The organism is Pseudomonas fluorescens NCIMB 11764 (assembly GCF_000293885.2).
Taxonomy (GTDB): Bacteria; Pseudomonadota; Gammaproteobacteria; order Pseudomonadales; family Pseudomonadaceae; genus Aquipseudomonas; species Aquipseudomonas fluorescens_B.
The window spans coordinates 4,296,408-4,314,673 of record NZ_CP010945.1; the positions used below are offsets into that span (position 1 = coordinate 4,296,408).

Consider the following 18,266-nt stretch of genomic DNA (forward strand, 5'->3'; position numbering starts at 1 on the left):
CAACCATGACTACGACAACAACAATAACTGCATCACCCTCCAGCGCCGCTAGCGATACACCACAGATTCCACCGGGCAAGGCCTTGCTCGCGGCATTTGCCTCGACATTCGGCTGGGCGCTGGATTTGTTTGACCTGTTCATTCTGCTCTATGTGGCGCCGATCATCGGCCGCCTGTTCTTCCCCTCGGACACCCCGACACTGTCGTTGGCCGCCGTCTATGCGTCGTTCGCCGTGGCCTTGCTGGTGCGTCCGCTGGGCTCGGCGATCTTCGGTGCGTATGCCGACAAACACGGTCGCAAGCGTGCGTTGATGGTGTCGATGGTCGGCGTCGGTATTTCAACGGCACTGTTTGGCGCGTTGCCGACCATTCATCAGGTCGGCATATTGGCCCCGATACTGTTTTTGGTCTTGCGGGTGATTCAGGGCATTTTCGTGGGCGGCATCGTTGCCTCCACTCACACCATCGGCACCGAATCCATCTCGCCGCGCTATCGCGGCTTGATGTCCGGGTTGATCGGTGGTGCCGGCGCCGGCATGGGCGCGCTGTTGGCGTCATTCACTTATCTGGTGTTGTCGGAGATCTTTCCCGGGGAAGAATTTGACGTCTGGGGCTGGCGCTTCATGTTCTTCTGCGGCCTGCTCAGCACGGTTTTCGGCCTGGTGATGTTCCGTTACCTGGAAGAAACCCCGGTCTGGCAGCAACTGCAACAAGCCCGCAAAACCAAGGGGCCGGCGGTGGTGGTCGTGTCGCCACTCAAGCGTCTGTTCGGTCGTGAGTACCGCGCCGTGATGCTGGTCAATCTGCTGATTACGTTTGGCGGCGGTGCCACGTATTACCTGGCCTGCGGTTATCTGCCGACATTGCTCAACGTGGTCGCCAAAGTGCCCCATACGCAGACTTCGCAGATGCTCATGTACGGGTCGGTGGCGACCATTGTCGGAGCACTGGCCTTCGGTTACCTGAGTGACCTGATCGGTCGCAAGAAGACCTTCATGCTGCTGGGTGTGATCAACCTGGTGGGCCTGCCCATGATGTTCCTTGGGGTCGCCGAGCCGGGTTCGCTGACCCGCACTGCGCTGTATTGCATGGGCATAGGCTTCATGGGCGGGGCGATCATCGCGCCTATTCTGATCTTCCTCAACGAACGCTTTGCCACCGAGCTGCGAGCCAGCGGCACCGGATTGTCCTGGAACATCGGTTTCGCCCTCGGCGGAACCATGCCGACCTTTGTGTCTCTGGTCAGCAGCAGCCCCGCGCAGATCCCCATGGTACTGGCGTTTTTCGCCGTCGGTCTGTCTGTGATCTACCTGATTGGCAGTGTGGTGATTCCAGAAACCCAAGGCAATTTCAAATAAAGGCGGGGAGGTGCTCCAGGAATTCGCAGATCAGCTGCAAGGTCTGCTCGGGCGCTTCGGTCTGGGGAAAGTGCCGACAGTTATCCAGCAACACACAGCGGCACGGCCCAGGCACCTGCCGCTGGATGACCACCAGTTGTTCGGGCGTGGCGTAGTGGTCTTCGCGACCCTGAATGACCAGCAGCGGCTTTTCGATATAGGCCAACTGCGCTTCAAGATCGTCCAGGGAAAAATCCGGGTGCAACCAGCTGTCGCTCCAGCCGTGAAAAGCGCCGTCGACATTGACCCCATGGTGGCGTGCCAGGCGTTCGCGCAATTCGCCCTGATGCCAAACATCAGTGGTATGGCGAATGCCATCGAGGCTCTCGGTCTCGACAATCACGTGAGGCGCCAATGCAATGCTGCCCAACACGCGCGGATCGTTGGCGGCGGCATAGGCGAGGACGATGGATGCGCCGTCACTGTGACCGAGCAAGACCACTTGCGGCAGTTGCAAGGCATCGAGCAGCTGCCGCAGTTCACGAGGGCCGTCGCTGCTCAGGTAGTTCAGCGGACGCGGCAGGGTTACCGGGCTCGATTGCCCATAACCCTGACGGCTGTAAGTGACTACACCGTAACCGCTAGCCTGGGCCAGGCGCTGGGGGAAGTCTTTCCATTGATCGGCGCTGCCGAGGCCTTCGTGCAACAGCACAAGCGTCGGTCGCGATGGGTCAGCCGCAGGAATTTGGCGATATTCCAGGCGCAGCGGCCCAAGTTGCAGAAATTGTTGTGGCGACATGTTGAATCAACGATTGAACAAGGTTGCTCGCAGGTTACCGTAAACGTAACCCTGCATGCAGCACCACGCTTTGCTTGAGGTACAGAAAACATGCGTCATCTCGATGTTCAGGTGATCGACCAGGCACTGCAATGGGCTCGCGAAGGGCAGGCCCAGTGGCTGTGCACGGTGCTCTCCACCTATGGCTCGGCGCCGCGTGCGCCGGGTGCGATGCTGGTTACCAATGGCACGGGCGAACACGTCGGCTCGCTGTCGGGTGGCTGCGTCGAAGAGGAGTTTCTCGAAAGCCTGGCGCGCGGTGAGTTACGCGACCCGGCGCAGATCGTCAGTTATGGCGACAGCATCGAGCAGCGCCACCGTCTACGATTGCCCTGTGGCGGCGTGCTGATCGTGCTGGTCGAGCATCGCGCCGCCAGCCTCGAATGGATCGCACACTTGGAGAGTCTGCAAGCAGCGTTGTTGGGGCAGCGCCGTCTGCAGCGTCATGTCGAGCTGAGCAGCGGTGCGTTGCGTCTGGACCCAGACACTGGACACGGCAGCGAGCGGGTGCAAGTCGACGGCGAAAGAGTGCGCATCAGCGTTGGCCCGGCGTTACGCCTGATTCTGGCAGGACTCTCGCCTGTGGCTGAAGTCTGTGCCAGTTTTGCCCGCGCCATCGGCTGCGAAGTCATCGCCTGCGACCCTCGGGAAGAGATGATGCATGTACATCTCGAGGGCGTGGAGATGCAGCGTGTGCTGCCCTCAATGTTCATTGCCGCCGGAGGTTGCCACGCGGCGACGGCGGTGGTGGCGCTGACTCACGATCCGCGAATCGATGACCTGGCGCTGATGGAAGCGGTGCACACTCCGGCGTTTTACATCGGCGCCATGGGATCTCAGGCAACGTCGGCCAAGCGCGCCGAGCGGCTGAAACGCATCGGTGGTCTGACGGATGAACAGATCGCCCGTTTACACATGCCCATCGGCCTCGATCTGGGCAGCAAGGCCCCGGCGGAGATCGCTCTGGCGGTGGTGGCCGATATCCTGCGCGTTTATCACGGGAAAGAGCGCCATGCCTTGTAAGGCGGTTTTTCCGACGAGTGTGGGGGCTGCGAAAGTCGAGGTAGACGCTCGGTCATTCGCGCGCGATAGTGGCCAGCCAAGTGTTGCTGAACCATGGACCGATCGGCGGGCTTGTGAAATAGATAAGCGCCCCGATGATATGCATTGAGGCCGATAACAATATCGCTTCAAGCGAGCGGAGGAATCTGATGTCGATTGCCCAACGGGTTTTCCACGGCAGGTTTGGACGGGTCGCCTTGCTGAATATGGATCGTTCGCTGGTCACCCACACCCATTCCGAATGCCACGTGCTGGTCAAAGTGTCTGGCGAAGACACTTACTTCAATGTCAACGGTCGGCGGGTTCCGCTCAGCGATCGCACGGCGGTGCTGGTCAATGCCTGGGAGCCGCATTTCTACGATCCGCAGCCGGGTGCCGGTGCCACCCTGATCCTGGCGCTCTACATCGAGCCCGCCTGGCTGGCCACGGCCCAGCAGTCGCTGGCGCTCAGCGGTCGCCCGGACTTTTTCGCCCGGTCGTGCATCGAGCTGTCGAGTCGTAATCGCACCCTGGCCGACATCCTGGTCGCCGAAGCGCATGGTTGCGGGATCGTGCCGAAAGAGCGCATGGAATTCATGCTGTTCGACTTCCTGATCGAACTGATCGAGGACTTTTCCAGCTGGCGGCATTTGTCGCTACTGGGAGCGCCGAACTCAAATGAGTTCCGGGACGCGCGTGTGCGCCGTGGCACCGCCTGGTTGCTTGAGCACCTCGATGATCCGAACCCGATCGACAACGCCGCGCGGGCTTGTGGTCTATCGCGCGCACACTTCTTTGCGCTGTTCAAGAAAGATACCGGCATGACGCCGACCCTGCTGCTGAACGACGCGCGCATGCGCCGGGCTTTTGCCTGGCTTGAGCGTGAGCGCAGTGGAACGTTGGGCCTGTTGTCGGAGAACCTAGGGTTCTCCGAGCAAGGTCATTTCACACGGTTCTTCCGTCAGCATATCGGCGCTTCCCCCAGCCAGTATCGGCGTGTGGTTGATAGTTATACGGCGGTTTGAACCGAGAGGAGGGCGGGAGTATTGGGTAATGCTCCCGCCGATGAAGTTAGTCTTTCATCTTGAAACTCTGAGCTTTTAAAGGTTACGAAATTTGTAGCGTCTATTAATTGTCCATAAAGTCATAAATCTCTTTCATGCGTTCTTCGCGCATCAATTCAAGCTCTTCCATGGTTTCAGCTACCCACTGCAGGATAAAGTCCCAGTAATCGCAGTCGTGAGCGTCCGCTTCTGCTTCAAATGCTTCTTTCAGAAACTTAAAGCGATATTCTTCTGGCGAGAGCCCGCAGTTTTCAGCGAGACTGTAGTTCAGTTCGCTGAGCTCAAGTTGGATCCATAAGTTGGCGTCCAGGAATTTCTTCAGGGCGAGTTCGGCTCTAAGTTCTTTTGCGATCATGAATACTCTCTAGTGCCATGAAATAGGTAGATACTTGGTGGAGATGAGTGCAGCGCCAAACAGGATTTAGTCAATTCCCAGCCATCACCCATCCTCTAACACCATGAATTTCACTCAACTGTTTCACGACCCGGGCCGCGTCCTGCTTTTGTTGATACGGGCCGATGACGACAAAGTTGTTTTCTTTACGCGCTACCGGTAACTCCAGCTGCTTAATGGCTTTTACTGCGCGATGGCGGCTGGGTGTGTTCAATGCAATTTCGACCACCCATAGGCCGGATGAAGGCGTCGTTGAAGCTACTTTTTTAGCGTGTAAAATATAGCCGCCGCACGTCAGGCACGGGCGTTCCAGCGTGATTAGCGAACCTGGTTCGGTGCGAAAGGCATGCCATTGCGGCTCAATGGTTTTTTTGCGGGCGAAGAGTGCCAAGAGCAGGCCGGTAAAAGCAATCAGACCGCTGAGAATAATTGTCCATTTGTGTACCTGTGTGGGCAATGAAGACAGCGTAAGTACCGGTGTTTCGTCTGTCTTTTCGATCAAGAACTGTACGGCGTCAGCCTCCATTGAATCGGGTAAAGGGGGCTCGTTTTCTGCAAGGTGCGTGAGCCCGTCGGAATCTTTTGCACTGAGCTCTGTCGCAACTTTATTAGCGGTGTCATCAAGTAGTTTTTCAAATGTTGTCACTTTTTGCTGGATGTATGAATTGTCGACGTTATTTTGACAAGTTGGTCCTGTGGACGTGTAGGTCCATAGTAGTGCTGAAAGTTGCCCAAAAACGCCAGTTACCAGGAAACCCAAGCCAAGCTTTCGCACGGCACCCTCTCCAAATCAAATGAAAAGTTATTTGTCCCATTTTTTTCTGATAAAAAATGGGTCTATTGTTGATCCTGGGATGGTCTACGTTCTTGAGCGCGTCAGTGTGCCCAAGAGCCAAAACTAGTTGGCTGCTTTTTGTTGTTTTAAAGAACATCGGCCATGCACTTTATAGACTGTAGGTTGACGAAAAAGGCTCAGGTAATCGAAAAAAAACCGTATCAGATGGATTTGATGAGGGCCAATTAAAACACTTGTATTTAAGGTTAATATCGTGGCCAAAGTACCTGGCCAAAGATTCAAGCCAAGCCTGCGCGCTCGGTATAAATGAAAGGATTGTTAGCCGGCCCTTTACGGTACGGAAGGGGAGAAGCAACTGAATTTTTTGTCACCCTTTCAAACGATGCCGATGTGCTGCACTACACTTCAGGTGCCATTCCTACCGCAGAGAGTTCTTGGAGAACGCTCCAGATACTGTGCTTAGTCCTGAAGAGTTCGCGGAAATGAGCGCTCAGATTGAAAGCTCTGCTCAACACGCCTGGCCGTGGACGCATTACCGGTCCTGATGTGGGATGAGGGTCAATGCTATGGCCGCTGAAGGCAACGTCGGACAATTATTTGCTGTCGTCACTTTGCTTGCCGCCGCCGTGGTGGCAGTGCCGCTGCTCAAACGCATCGGGCTCGGCTCAGTGGTCGGTTATCTGGCGGCAGGGCTGATAATTGGCCCCTTCGGACTGCAACTGATCAATAACCCCCACACCATCATTGAGGTGGCCGAGCTGGGTGTGGCGATGTTTCTTTTTGTGATTGGACTGGAGATGGTGGTCTGTGCTGTTCTGCTCACTTTTGTCGGCATGGCTTTTGGATTCCCTTGGCAGGTGTCATTTGTCTGCGCAGCGAGTTTTGTACTCACCTCCACGGCCCTGGTTATGCAAGTTCTCTCGGAACGCGGTGACATTACCGAGCCGAGAGGGCAGCACGTCAGCGCTCTGATTGACCAAGGTGTTCTGCAGACCACTGTGGGCGAGCACTTCGGTGCGATTAATGCGGCCAACATGCGTCGTGCCCATGCGCTGGTCGAGAGCGGCAAGGCCCGGGGCAAGATCGTTCTAGAAGGTTTCTGACTTCACTCCTCGGGCGGGCTCGCTTGCGGGCCTCTGAACCGCCTGCGGCATCACTGCCATTTTTTATGTCGCAGAGTGGACGATGAATCCGTCCAGTAACGTATTGGTTTCAGTTCGCTTCAGAACGAGGCTGTACTCCGAATTGCGCAACGATGTGAGTCCCCAGCTCCTCAATGACTTGCGCAGCAGGGCGCTTTCCGTATTTGAGATTCAGGATAACGTGGTCCACTCCGATTTCCTCAAGCGACTCCAGCAAAAAACGGAGATGGTAGTGTCCAAGTTTGAACCCCAAATGAATGCGAGTGGGCGGCGTGGACGGGTTCTCATCGAGGTCGATGTAAAGCGACTGAGTGAAGGGCTTATAGACGGAACCACATTGCTTCATGACCTCCAGCCGCCAATCTTCCACGATCAGTCGCTGCATGTTCGGTGGGCGTGGATAGTTGATCCATCCGACGCTTTCGCGCGCGATCCAATCCAGTGACTGGCGGCTATTGCCGGTCACGAACATTGGAATGACTTGGGTTGTGGGTTTCGGAATGAGGTCTGCACCCTGCATCTCACCACCGCTCCAGCGAATGGGCTCAAAGCTGGTGCTGTGGGCTTGGCGAATCACCTCGTAGTGCTCTCGAAAGATGTCTCCGCGCCTTTCGGGATCGACGCCAAAAGCCGAAAACTCCACTGGGCGATCGCCGGAAGCTACACCCAGAATCAAGCGACCTGCGCTCAACTGATCGACGCTGGCTGATGCCTTGGCCGTGTGCAGAGGATGGTGTAACGGGATGGCAATGGATGCGGTACCAAGCGCTATCTCCGACGTATGAGCGGCCATATAGCCCAGGTAAACCCAGGGGTCGAAGACTTGGCCGACATCACCGAAATTAGGGTCCCGAAGAGGCACATCGCGAAACCAGAGCGCGCAGAAGCCCAGCGCCTCTGCTCGTTTGGCCAATGCGACCTGGTTGAGCATGTTCGGCGTGTCCCCATCGAAGGCCTCCAAAGGAAAGAACAATCCCAGGCTCAAATGACCCGGAGTGAAGGTTCGGCTGAACCCTCGATGCTCCTGATAAGGAATCGTGCTCGGCCGATACATACTCATCTTCCTCAATGGGAGAACGTGAACAGCGCCCCTGTTTCCAGAGGCGCTGCGGCATCGGTCGCTTGGGAACGACAGGTGGGGTAGTGGGTGCAATCTTTGCCCGTAGCGCCGTACATGCTGGTCGGGTCGACCGGAGTGAGGGGCCAGTTGCAGGCAGTACTCGCGGGCAGTTCCGGATTGGCGATGAGCGGACGGTCAAAATAAATCAGGTCTCTTCAGCCCGATACATCGCCTGAGCAAAAGCAGGGGATCATCCAACAAGCGTAGGCGGCTTTGCGCGGAACCGCCATGTCCGTCGTCCGTCTCGGTACCAGTCGCAGATGGTTACACCGCAGTCTGGGCCTTGGGCGTCGTGATCGGCGCGCCTCGGGTTGCTATTTTTGCTGCATGCTGGAGCGATGGTCACATCGAGCAGCCGTTGCAACTGATCCAGCAGGCTGAGTGGCTATGTACAAAGCTAAGCAGCAAGGGCGCAACATCTTTTCAGTGTGCGCTGGGAGCATCCGGATAAAGGATTATCTCACCCGGTATTTGTACCCGCGGCAGAGGACAGTCGTCAGGTCAGCCCGCTGAGCCTTTGGGTACTCGACCGGCAATTGTGTCCGGCCCCAGTCCTGAAATTCAGACGATAAGATAAATTTTCAGACCCCAACGCAGAACTCCATCTCCCCAGGCAAGGCACTCTCTGCGCCTTTCTCACACACTCGGCACTAATGCTATCGCGCTGCATAACAACAAGAGCCGCGAAAAAATGAGTAGCGCTGAGACTCCGCTTCGAGGCATGACTTCAATGCAATAACTAACCGCTCAGGCCGCTAGCTTATTTATCTAAATATACCTGAACACTATCTACCGTTCCTTCGTGTGCATTGCGTTGGCCTGGAAGATTTTGCGTTGCTTCTATTACTTCAAAATAACAAATGGAGCGCCATATAAATGAGTGGAAAAACAATAACTGCAAGTTCGGTGTTTCTTAGTATCACCCTGAGTGTCCAGGCGCATGCTGACTTCCTGAGTGATAGCAAAGCCACCTTGGGAATGAGAAACTTCTACTTCAATAACGACAACCGCGATGGCGTTGCCGCCCCTACCAAAACCGAAGAATGGGCGCAGGGTTTCATGCTGGACTTCAAATCGGGCTATACCGACGGCATGGTTGGCTTTGGTGTCGATGGCCTGGGGTTGCTGGGGGTTAACCTGGACAGCGGCAAAGGACGGCATGTCGGCAGCAGCATGATGCCTTCTGACAGTGACAACCGTGCCGTCGACGAGTGGAGCAGGCTGGGGCTGACCGGAAAAGTCAAAATGTCGAAAACTGAACTTCGCTACGGCACCTTGATTCCGAAACTCCCAATTCTGGTCGCCAACGATGGGCGCGTGCTTCCGCAAACCTTCGAGGGCGTTCAAATCACCTCGAGCGAGCTCAATAGCCTGACCTTGACTGGAGGTCGGATCGAACATGCAATAGGACGTGGTTCGAGCGATCAGACGGGGCTGGCCGTTACTGGTGGTACGCGCGAAAGCAATCAGTTTGACTTCGCCGGGGGCGATTGGAAAGTCACCAAGGATCTGACAGCTCAGTACTACTACGCCGGCCTCGATAACTACTATACGCAGCATTTTTTGGGATTGATTCACACCCTTGCCATCTCGGACAATCAGTCCCTAAAAACCGACCTGCGCTACTTCAAAACTGACTCGTCAGGTGCAAATAGCTCCGGTACGTCAGGCTACAGAGTTAGTGGCTACACCAAAAACGGTGATGGAGAAATCGACAACCGTACCTGGAGTGCCGCGTTGATTTATACACTGGGTGGCCACGCGATTACTGCGGGGTACCAAAGTGTGTCGGATGGCAGCAACTTCACTCAACTCAGTCAGGGTAGCCTGACAGACAAGGGCGCCGGTGGAGCAAGCCTGTACCTGTATACAGACCGCCTGATCCAAACTTTCACCCGCGCAGGCGAGCGCACAGCTTTCGGTCAGTATGCTTACGACTTCGCCGCTCTGGGTGTCCCTGGCCTGAAAGGCTCGGTCATGTACCTCTCCGGTGATAATATTAAAACTACGTTCGGCAACAACCAAAAGGAATGGGAAAGAGACATTAGTCTGGACTACGTCTTTCAATCCGGAGCGCTCAAAGGCGTCGGGTTCGGCTGGCGTAACGGCAAGTCCAACAGCGAAGCATCTCGAAACGTAGATCAGAATCGAGTTTTTGTGAGTTATAGCATTCCGCTTCTCTAGACCGTGGTGCGGGAAGTTTGATTCAACCAACGTCCGAACCCGTTATGGCAGACAAACGATTGTAAAGGGCGGGCCGGGATATCGGATGCTCATGATCGGCGCAGACCCGGAGTGCGACACGCCAGTCATGGTCAAGCTGGTCGTCGATGCCGAGGTAAGAGTGGTCCTTTTCTACCGGTCGGGTGCCATGCACCTCGGGCTACATTTGATAGTGTCCATTCGAAGGCATACGATTGAGCGGGAAGGTGTCTACGTACAAGTTACAGATCCGCCACGGTGACACCACGCCGGAAGCGGTCAGCAGACCGGGAGGTGTTACTTGAAGCACACAACTGATACGCCCGCTAGCGTCATCACGACACTTACCTACCTGGTCAAGCACGATGCGAAGCCCTATGTGCATACCGAGGCTCTGACCGGTGACAGTGAACCGCACTACTTTGCCGAACAGGAGGAGCGCGAGGTCACGATACACAACGGTCGTCCGTTGGCAGGCAGCCTGTCTCTGGACAAGCAGGGGTTTGAACTCCATCGGCGGGATACGGTGGTCGACGACCTCTACGACGATGCCTTGGTGGAAAGCATCTACTATGACGAGGTCAAGGCCTTGATCAAGGAGTTGACGGGCGCGAGCCGGGTCGTCATCTTCGACCACACCAGGCGCAGCGACGCCGAACGGCGGGATATTCGCGGTCCAGCCAGCCGTGTGCATAATGACTACACCGACCGCTCGGGGCCTGAGCGTATTCGCGACGTGCTGGGTCAGGATCAAGCCGCCGCACTGGTGTCGGTGGCCCAGATTAACCTCTGGCGCCCGATGAGCGGGCCCGTCAAGCGCTCACCGCTGGCCGTGTTGGACGCCTCGACGCTCAACTCCAATGACCTGCTGGCCACCGACTTGGTCTATCCGGATCGTATCGGTGAGATCTACCACCTGGCCTACAATCCGCAACAGCGCTGGTACTATTTTCCGGACATGCGCCGTGACGAAGTCTTGCTGATCAAGGGGTATGACTCACGTCACGACGGCCGTGCCCGCTTCACGCCCCATACCGCCTTCAAAGACCCCAATACGCCGCCGGGAGCCCCGCCGCGCGAGAGTATCGAAGTTCGCACCCTGGCCTTCTTTGATTAGGTTTTTGCCGCTTGGCGCGGGCCTCCCGCCGCGCGGTGTTCCCCCCCCCGTGCTTTACCAGGCGACCACCCGCTTCTCGTTGGTAGGGATGTATAGCGACTGGGTGAAGGGCTTGAACAGCTAACCACATTCGGCACGATCCGCAGTGCGCCAGTCCTCGACAATCAGCTGCTGAGTCTTTGGTGCGCGCGGATAGCTGATCCACCCGTGATATGGCTTAATTATAAAGATTCAACGATACCTGAAATTTAGGAAAACATAGCAGATCATGGTTGCTGTCAGGCCGACCAATATGTACTCGACGCGGGGTAGGAATATAACCAACCCACCTAGAGAAAACACGATCAAGGTGTTTTGTAGTATGTATTTCCTTATTTTAGGTACCGCTATGAAGTAGCCATATTGCTTGCCTAAGAAAAATAAGGCCATGCCGATGATTGACGTAATCTGGAAATCGCGCATCGCAATGTCATTCAGGATCGCATGCCTGATCAAATTTGCGAGAAGTGCTAGCCCCATAAATAGAAAAAGGTGCGAGTAGATTAAGGAGTGTCCACTCATACTACTTTCATTTTTGCTCAGTAGGTAAAAGCTATCAAAATAGATCCACCAGATACTGCAAATCATGATAAATCCGGTGATAGCTGCCATCACATTATAACGATCCCATTGAATGTCAGATAACCCTCCAGAAAGGCTAATTACCGACTCGCCCAATAAGATGAGGGTGAGTAAACCTAGTCGTTCAACCAAGTGTTCTGTATGTGCAGGCAATGGCTTTAGCTTACCCCAAGAAAACAAAGGGAGCAGAATGTCAAGTAAAATCCCAATGTAAGCGACAAGGTAACGCATAGGTGGGTCAAAAAGAATGGATGAAAGACTAACAACTGCGCTAACTAACAGGGCGAAGCCAAGCCTGGAGGAGAATTCGCTACGGTGATCGAATTTATTTATGGACGAAATGTACATAATACTGATGATGGCACGTATACCAAAATAGCAGGCAATAACAAGCGCATAGTTTACTTCCAATTCTTCCCCAATCCGTGCAGACAGCACAATGAGCAGCAACATTAAAAATAATGTTGCCAAGCGGTGAAGGTTACTGTCTGTATCAAACCTGTTTGAGTAAATCGTGTGGCTGGACCAGATCCACCATAATGGAACAAAAAGCAGTAAAAATGTCCATAATTGCTCCTGTTCAAAGTGGCCATGATGAAGATGTCCAAGAGTATGCGTAACCTTGCCAATTGCAACAACAAAAATCAGGTCAAAAAACAACTCTAACCATGTGGCGTGTCGATTTTTTTCATAATACTTCAAAGATTTCATTCGCTGCTGGCTCCGTGTGAACCTCTTTAATGTAGAAGGAAACTAACGGATAAGCGAACGGGTGGACGGGTATAGGCGTCAACCTTGGGGGCGATCGCAAAAACTGAGTGCAACACCTGACCTAGTCCACCACCACGTCTGTTAGTACGGTCAATACAGAATCCAGCGTGCCATCGGGCCGATAGCAACATTGCGCACGGGCGGACCTTAGCGGGCAACTGGGCTGCTGTTCCGCCAACCATTCATTCAGCGCCTCGACCAGGACACGGGCCTCGACTATGGAATCTTCCGAACTGTCAAAAATTAACATCGCCATTTTTTATGTCCTCGGTTCGCTGGGCTGATATTTTCGTGCCGCTGCTTTATGAGCGATGCTTATCGTTGGCAGCACCGTGGATTCTTCAATCTCCCGTATTGAAATATTATCGAACGCACACCTGGTGCGCTGCGCAATGGGGCACGTTCACCCTCGGCTACGGTGTGGGTGATGCCAAGCGATTTCACTATCTAGCGATTTCGTCAACTCACTAACGAAAGCTCAATCATCTGACTCATCTCGGTGAACTCCGGAGCCCCGTCATAGCGAAGCCCGTCAATGTAAAACGCTGGGGTGCCATTCACGCCGCTGCGTACGCCGCCATTAAAATCGGATTTTATTTTGGGTACGTAGGTACCGTCTTGCATGGCAAGATAGAGTTCTTCGTCGGAGAGGCCATGTTTTAAAGCGATGGCCCGAAACAGCGGCAGGCCCAATCGATCCTGATTTTCATACAATTCGTCGTGAGCCTCCCAGAAGAGTCCTCGACTCCCGGCATACTCAGCGGTGACGGCTGCACCCATCGCATGCGGGTGAGCAGTGGTCAGTGGAAAGTTACGGAACACAAACTGCAGATCATCGCGAAAATGCTGCTGTAGCTTTTTGACGACCCAATACGCTAAACCGCAGTAGGGACATTCATAGTCGCCAAATTCCACCAGTGTGACCTTAGCATGCGCACTTCCCTGGCGATGGTCGCTGGCACTTACCGGGACTTTGAGAGTGGCCATGGGATCACCTGTTAATTTTAGGTTGGCGTGCTTTGTGATGAATTCGCCAGAGCATCCAGCGCATCCAGAATGCCGTCCGCCCCCGGATTGATTGCCATTGGTGAGATGTAGCTCCAGGCGATCACTCCCTCCTTGTCAATCACGAACAACGCCCGCTTACAAACTCCCAGGTGGGAGTCGTACGCTCCATACTGTCGCGCCACAGCCCCTTTGGGCTCGAAATCGGCGAGCAGGCTGAAGTGAAAATTCCGATCTTTGGAAAAGGCCTGATGACACCAAGCGCTGTCAACCGAGATACCCAGTAGCGTCGCACCGTATTCTCTGAATGTGGGTAGCAACTGGTTGTACAAGGTCAGTTGGTCGCCACAAACCGAAGTCCAGTCTGCGGGATAAAACGCCAGTATCACGGGATTTCCCTTTAGCTCGCGTAGCGACAACTGCTGATCAGGGGTTGCGTACAGAGTGAAGTCGGGCGCGACAGTGCCGGCCGGCAGCGGCCCCTGAACCAGGTCGCCATTCGTTTCTTTCGCATCATCCAATTCTGAAGTGTGCATGGCTTGAGCCCTTATAGATGGGCGGTTGGGGTCTGCTCAGCGGGATACGACTTGCCCGGGGGGATAACTCCATCCACCGCCAAGTGATTTATAAATGGCGACGATGCCTCGATACACCTCGTTCGAGGCCTGAGCCTGAGTGTCTTCGGTTGCGAGACGTTCACGATCCGCATCAAGAAGCACGAGGAGATCCGCCGTGCCTTCGCGGTATTGGATTGAGGCCAGGTTGGTAGCGGAAAGGCTGGATTCGCTCTGACGCACCACTGACTATAGTCGTTGTTGGCGCTTGCCGTAATCGCTGAACGCGTTCTCCGTTTCCTCCAATGCCGGCAAGACCTCGCGCGCTCGTTCTTTTGCTGTCATTTTCGACGGCTTTTTTATCCGATGGTTTTGGTGCGAACCGCAATCATGTCCTTGCTGATCGATTCGCCCCTGCGAATTCCGACATCGAAGCGTTGCTCGATCACGCTGGTGATTCCATAGCCTCATTTGCTGATGAGTTGGTGCTTTACGACTGGCGGTATTTTTGAGCACAAATTTATCAGACGTCGTTCGTCGGTATCCTGGATCGCCCATAGCGTGTTTTGATGAGATCCGACTATCGTTATTGGATGGCGTCGTCTGCCGAGACTGCCATTCCCTCCAACGTAATCGTCTTCCTGAGCAATCTCAGCGTATTGCGGATCTCATGCCCCTATGTCTTGAGCATCGTTTACGGGGACGTAGATCCATCCGAATGAGTCCGTGTTATCCATCTTTGGAGACAACTCATCATGGCTACTCTCTGTGAAATATGTAATGCGAGACCCGCTGTAGCGCGAGTGACCGTATCGCAAAATGGCCAAGCCAGGACAATGTCCATTTGCGACCACGATTACCGTCAACTCTTACGCCATCAAAGCATGTTGAATCCATTCGACTCTCTACTGGGCGGGGGTGTGTCCCGCTTTTTCGACAGCATGGGCGGAGCAAAGGATCAAGCGGGTGATGACTTCAGGCTCTCTGCGCAAGTGCCTCGAGAATCTGTCGATGCAACCGATGCATTCAGTTCCCAGACGCTGGAAATCCTGCAACGCGCGGGTGAGAAAGCCCATGAGTTTAACCGCAGCGAGCTCGATACTGAGCATTTGTTGTATGTGCTTGCGGATACCGATGTTGGTACGGCGTTGCTTAAGGAGCTGAAGCTTTCTCCGGACGAGATCAAAGGCTACGTTGATCAACATGCTCAGAGGGGCACAGCGGAGGCCCAGGCCCCGGTGGATCAGATGAGCATTTCGCCACGTTTAAAGAAAGTTTTCAATTTTGCATTCCAGGCATCTCGTGATTTAGGACATTCGTACGTTGGCCCAGAGCATTTGTTGATCGGGCTTGCCTCTGTACCAGAAAGTATTGCCGGGACATTGTTAAAAAAATACGGCGTAACGCCTGAAGCCTTGCGGCAGAAGGTGGTCAAGGTGGTAGGTAAGGGGGCTGAGGACGGGCGAGTCGACACCCCGACGGGAACACCGACACTCGACAAGTTCGGTCGCGACCTGACGTCACTGGCTCGTGAGGGCAAACTCGATCCCGTACTGGGGCGCGCGCAGGAAATCGAAAATACCATCGAGGTGCTGGCGCGGCGCAGAAAGAACAATCCGGTTCTTATCGGCGAACCTGGCGTTGGTAAGACAGCCATCGTTGAAGGGCTTGCACAACGAATAGTAAAGGGCGATGTGCCCGAGATCCTGCGCGGCAGACGGCTTGTTGAAGTCAATCTGAACTCAATGGTTGCGGGCTCTAAATATCGTGGTGAATTTGAGGAGCGAGCCAAGCAACTGCTTGATGAAGTCGCCGCAAAAAGCTCGGAGCTTATTCTGTTCATCGACGAGTTACATACGATCGTTGGCGCGGGGCAGGGTGGTGAGGAGGGCGGCCTCGATATTGCCAACGTACTCAAACCCGCATTGGCACGCGGAGAGCTTAGCTTGATCGGTGCGACGACACTCAATGAGTATCAAAAGCACATCGAAAAAGACGCAGCGCTTGAACGACGTTTTCAGCCTGTGCTGATATCCGAACCCACCGTAGAACAGACCATCATTATCCTGCGTGGGCTGCGCGACAAGCTTGAGGCTCACCATCAAGTCACATTCGCCGATGAAGCATTTGTGGCGGCAGCAGAGCTGTCGGATCGTTACATCACCTCGCGCTATTTGCCGGATAAAGCCATAGACCTAATCGATCAGGCCGCGGCCCGCGTTCGAATCAGTTCCTCGTCAAGGCCGGCCAGCATCCAGGAGCTGGAAGCCGAAATCACGCAACTTAAACGTGAACAGGATTATGCATCCTCTCGTAAACGTTTTGATGAATCCAAAGGCTTCGAAGAACGCATTGGTCAAAAACAAGCGCAACTGGGAGAGGAAACAGAAGCCTGGCAGCGCAAGACAGGTTCCGAAACCCTTGAGGTGACCCTGGAATCAATTGCCGAGGTGCTGTCCCGTCTCACCGGTATTCCTGTGACCGAGCTTACGCAGGAAGAGCGTCAAAAACTGTTGAATATGGAAGACACGTTGCGTGAGCGGCTGGTTGGACAGGAAGACGCTGTTCTCGCGGTCAGCGATGCCGTTCGTTTGTCTCGAGCCGGCCTTGGTCAGGCGAACAGACCTATTGCCACGTTTCTCTTTCTTGGCCCTACGGGCGTCGGCAAAACTGAACTTGCCAAAGCGTTGGCGGAAACGGTGTTTGGTGACGAGCAATCGATCATTCGTATTGATATGTCGGAGTACATGGAGCGTCATGCAGTTGCTCGGTTGATCGGTGCGCCACCCGGTTATGTGGGATACGACGAGGGCGGTCAGTTGACAGAGCGTGTCCGCCGCAAGCCCTACAGTGTGATTCTGCTCGACGAGATCGAGAAGGCGCATCCCGATGTGAGCAACGTATTGCTGCAGGTATTCGACGATGGGCGTCTCACGGACGGCAAGGGACGTGTTGTGGACTTCAGCAATACGATCATCATTGCCACCAGTAACCTGGGCTCTCCCATCATCATGGAGAATCTCGAGCGCCCTGAAGATGAACGCCTTACGGAAAAAGCGTTACGTAATGAATTGATGGGAGTCTTGAAAGGGCATTTTCGTCCCGAATTCCTGAACCGTATTGATGACATCATCGTGTTTCATGCCCTTACCCGTGACAACATCCGATCGATTGTGAACATTCAGCTTGATCGGGTCATTCGAACCGCAGCTGCACAGAACATCACAGTGAAAGTTGATGGCTCACTCATTGATCATCTGGCGGACGTTGGTTATCAGCCAGAGTTTGGCGCGCGCGAGTTGAAACGTCAGATTCGCCAGACCGTCGAAACGCGGCTTGCGAAGGAAATGCTCGCTGGCAAGCTGCAAGCCGGCGACAGTGTTGAGTTGGGTTACGACACGGAACGTAGGGAAGTGGTCTTCAATAAGGTGGAGGTGGATGCGCCAAAGACCTCCGGAAAGAGTAGTCCGCCAGACCAGCCAGATGATCTAGCACCTACTGCGGAGACTGGGACTTAGCCCCAGCACACTCACGGAACCTGGGAGCAGGCCTGTTGATCACGACGTGCAGTGGTGTACTGGATCCTCAAATGCCTGGACGAGCCCGGCAGACTGAAGACGCAAGTGTGGAGGGTTATCGTGTCAAAGCCTGATTCTGAAAGGCGTGAGCGCAACTCGACGCTGAAAAATTTCAGACTTCAGTGGGCGCTGATGAATGCTTACGAACGTTTCGAACAATTGGTTGTTATAGCGCTCAGTCTCATCATCGCGTCTGTGATTTTGATGGCGCTACTGCAGCTCTGTCGCAGGGTTGTGCCGTTGGTGATCGGTGGTGCGATTGACCCTCTGGATCACGATGTTTTCCAGGCCCTCTTTGGCTCAATCTTCACCGTGCTGATAGCCCTGGAGTTCAAGCATTCGATTGTGCGCCCCGCCTTAAGACGCAACAGCATCGTTCAGGTTCGCACAGTGCTGTTGATCGCCTTGCTGGCGCTCAGCCGGAAGTTCGTTATTCTCGATTCTGCCGCTACTCCTGCGCTCACCATTGCCGCACTAGGATTTGCCACCCTGGTACTCGGCATCGTCTGCTGGCTCTTACGAGAGCGTGATAAGGATGACTTACGAGAAAGTGATAAGGATGAATAGCTACAATTCTTGGTGAACGCTCCGGATCTGGTGCTTAGTCCTGAAGAATTTGCGGAAATGAGCGCTCAGATTGAAAGCTCTGCTCAACACGCCTGGCCGTGGACGCATTACCGGTCCTG

At 54.5% G+C, this 18,266-nt stretch carries 15 protein-coding genes and 3 pseudogenes; 10 read left to right on the top strand and 8 right to left on the bottom strand.

Annotated elements, in window-relative coordinates; translation table 11 throughout:
* Positions 1-5: 5 nt before the first annotated feature.
* Complete coding sequence (locus B723_RS19715) at positions 6-1,358, top strand: MFS transporter (RefSeq protein WP_031318852.1); 1,353 nt, start codon at positions 6-8, stop codon at positions 1,356-1,358.
* Here B723_RS19715 and B723_RS19720 read toward each other — a convergent pair.
* Entirely contained in the window at positions 1,351-2,136 is a 786-nt protein-coding gene (locus B723_RS19720) for an alpha/beta fold hydrolase (protein WP_017338513.1), read from the bottom strand. The genes B723_RS19715 and B723_RS19720 overlap by 8 nt on opposite strands.
* A gap of 90 nt (positions 2,137-2,226) precedes the next feature.
* On the opposite strand from B723_RS19720, the gene B723_RS19725 reads away from it, so the two are divergent.
* Both B723_RS19725 and B723_RS19730 read left to right on the top strand, forming a co-directional pair.
* Positions 2,227-3,198: an XdhC family protein gene (locus B723_RS19725; protein ID WP_017338514.1), complete on the top strand. Its 972-nt coding sequence runs from the start codon at positions 2,227-2,229 to the stop codon at positions 3,196-3,198.
* A 188-nt stretch (positions 3,199-3,386) separates the two neighbouring features.
* Positions 3,387-4,241: a helix-turn-helix transcriptional regulator gene (locus B723_RS19730; RefSeq protein ID WP_017338515.1), complete on the top strand. Its 855-nt coding sequence runs from the start codon at positions 3,387-3,389 to the stop codon at positions 4,239-4,241.
* 103 nt (positions 4,242-4,344) lie between these two features.
* On the opposite strand, the gene B723_RS19735 is transcribed toward B723_RS19730, so the two are convergent.
* Positions 4,345-4,635, bottom strand: a complete 291-nt coding sequence (locus B723_RS19735; RefSeq protein WP_017338516.1) for a DUF6388 family protein — start codon at positions 4,633-4,635, stop codon at positions 4,345-4,347.
* Between the two features lie 70 nt (positions 4,636-4,705).
* On the bottom strand, positions 4,706-5,449 hold the full coding sequence (locus B723_RS19740) for an SPOR domain-containing protein (RefSeq protein ID WP_017338517.1): 744 nt from the start codon (positions 5,447-5,449) through the stop codon (positions 4,706-4,708).
* Positions 5,450-6,036: 587 nt separating this feature from the next.
* On the opposite strand from B723_RS19740, the pseudogene B723_RS34005 reads away from it, so the two are divergent.
* Both B723_RS34005 and B723_RS34170 read left to right on the top strand, forming a co-directional pair.
* A pseudogene (locus B723_RS34005) lies at positions 6,037-6,258 on the top strand (cation:proton antiporter); the annotation flags it as partial.
* 45 nt (positions 6,259-6,303) lie between these two features.
* On the top strand, positions 6,304-6,573 hold the full coding sequence (locus B723_RS34170; RefSeq protein WP_425311826.1) for a zinc-binding dehydrogenase: 270 nt from the start codon (positions 6,304-6,306) through the stop codon (positions 6,571-6,573).
* Positions 6,574-6,682: 109 nt separating this feature from the next.
* On the opposite strand, the gene B723_RS19750 is transcribed toward B723_RS34170, so the two are convergent.
* Positions 6,683-7,666: an LLM class oxidoreductase gene (locus B723_RS19750; RefSeq protein WP_017338519.1), complete on the bottom strand. Its 984-nt coding sequence runs from the start codon at positions 7,664-7,666 to the stop codon at positions 6,683-6,685.
* Between the two features lie 400 nt (positions 7,667-8,066).
* On the opposite strand from B723_RS19750, the pseudogene B723_RS34175 reads away from it, so the two are divergent.
* The 3 genes and pseudogenes from B723_RS34175 to B723_RS19765 form a co-directional block, all read left to right on the top strand.
* Positions 8,067-8,262 (top strand): annotated as a pseudogene (locus tag B723_RS34175) (hypothetical protein); the annotation flags it as partial.
* A gap of 346 nt (positions 8,263-8,608) precedes the next feature.
* On the top strand, positions 8,609-9,916 hold the full coding sequence (locus B723_RS19755) for an OprD family porin (protein ID WP_017338520.1): 1,308 nt from the start codon (positions 8,609-8,611) through the stop codon (positions 9,914-9,916).
* A gap of 319 nt (positions 9,917-10,235) precedes the next feature.
* Positions 10,236-11,051 (top strand): CmcJ/NvfI family oxidoreductase, encoded by an 816-nt coding sequence (locus B723_RS19765; protein ID WP_017338522.1) that lies wholly within the window; start codon positions 10,236-10,238, stop codon positions 11,049-11,051.
* 231 nt (positions 11,052-11,282) lie between these two features.
* On the opposite strand, the gene B723_RS19770 is transcribed toward B723_RS19765, so the two are convergent.
* From B723_RS19770 to B723_RS32415, 4 genes and pseudogenes are all read right to left on the bottom strand, one after another.
* Entirely contained in the window at positions 11,283-12,383 is a 1,101-nt protein-coding gene (locus B723_RS19770; RefSeq protein WP_017338523.1) for a low temperature requirement protein A, read from the bottom strand.
* A gap of 519 nt (positions 12,384-12,902) precedes the next feature.
* The gene (locus B723_RS19780) at positions 12,903-13,430 is read right to left on the bottom strand and encodes a DsbA family protein (RefSeq protein ID WP_017338524.1); all 528 of its coding nucleotides are present in this window, start codon (positions 13,428-13,430) and stop codon (positions 12,903-12,905) included.
* 17 nt (positions 13,431-13,447) lie between these two features.
* On the bottom strand, positions 13,448-13,984 hold the full coding sequence (locus B723_RS19785; RefSeq protein ID WP_017338525.1) for a redoxin domain-containing protein: 537 nt from the start codon (positions 13,982-13,984) through the stop codon (positions 13,448-13,450).
* Between the two features lie 36 nt (positions 13,985-14,020).
* A pseudogene (locus tag B723_RS32415) lies at positions 14,021-14,326 on the bottom strand (TolC family protein); the annotation flags it as partial.
* Between the two features lie 428 nt (positions 14,327-14,754).
* Here B723_RS32415 and B723_RS19790 point away from each other — a divergent pair.
* Positions 14,755-17,520, top strand: a complete 2,766-nt coding sequence (locus B723_RS19790) for an AAA family ATPase (protein ID WP_425311827.1) — start codon at positions 14,755-14,757, stop codon at positions 17,518-17,520.
* Positions 17,521-17,712: 192 nt separating this feature from the next.
* Positions 17,713-18,147 (top strand): phosphate-starvation-inducible PsiE family protein, encoded by a 435-nt coding sequence (locus tag B723_RS19795; protein ID WP_050558275.1) that lies wholly within the window; start codon positions 17,713-17,715, stop codon positions 18,145-18,147.
* Positions 18,148-18,266: the final 119 nt, after the last annotated feature.

Bases quoted from the DNA above. Each gene is read 5' to 3' on its own strand.
- B723_RS19715 (WP_031318852.1), top strand. From the start codon at position 6: ATGACTACGACAACAACAATAACTGCATCACCCTCCAGCGCCGCTAGC.
- B723_RS19720 (WP_017338513.1), bottom strand. From the start codon at position 2,136: ATGTCGCCACAACAATTTCTGCAACTTGGGCCGCTGCGCCTGGAATAT.
- B723_RS19725 (WP_017338514.1), top strand. From the start codon at position 2,227: ATGCGTCATCTCGATGTTCAGGTGATCGACCAGGCACTGCAATGGGCT.
- B723_RS19730 (WP_017338515.1), top strand. From the start codon at position 3,387: ATGTCGATTGCCCAACGGGTTTTCCACGGCAGGTTTGGACGGGTCGCC.
- B723_RS19735 (WP_017338516.1), bottom strand. From the start codon at position 4,635: ATGATCGCAAAAGAACTTAGAGCCGAACTCGCCCTGAAGAAATTCCTG.
- B723_RS34170 (WP_425311826.1), top strand. From the start codon at position 6,304: ATGGCTTTTGGATTCCCTTGGCAGGTGTCATTTGTCTGCGCAGCGAGT.
- B723_RS19750 (WP_017338519.1), bottom strand. From the start codon at position 7,666: ATGTATCGGCCGAGCACGATTCCTTATCAGGAGCATCGAGGGTTCAGC.
- B723_RS19755 (WP_017338520.1), top strand. From the start codon at position 8,609: ATGAGTGGAAAAACAATAACTGCAAGTTCGGTGTTTCTTAGTATCACC.
- B723_RS19770 (WP_017338523.1), bottom strand. From the start codon at position 12,383: ATGAAATCTTTGAAGTATTATGAAAAAAATCGACACGCCACATGGTTA.
- B723_RS19780 (WP_017338524.1), bottom strand. From the start codon at position 13,430: ATGGCCACTCTCAAAGTCCCGGTAAGTGCCAGCGACCATCGCCAGGGA.
- B723_RS19785 (WP_017338525.1), bottom strand. From the start codon at position 13,984: ATGCACACTTCAGAATTGGATGATGCGAAAGAAACGAATGGCGACCTG.
- B723_RS19795 (WP_050558275.1), top strand. From the start codon at position 17,713: ATGAATGCTTACGAACGTTTCGAACAATTGGTTGTTATAGCGCTCAGT.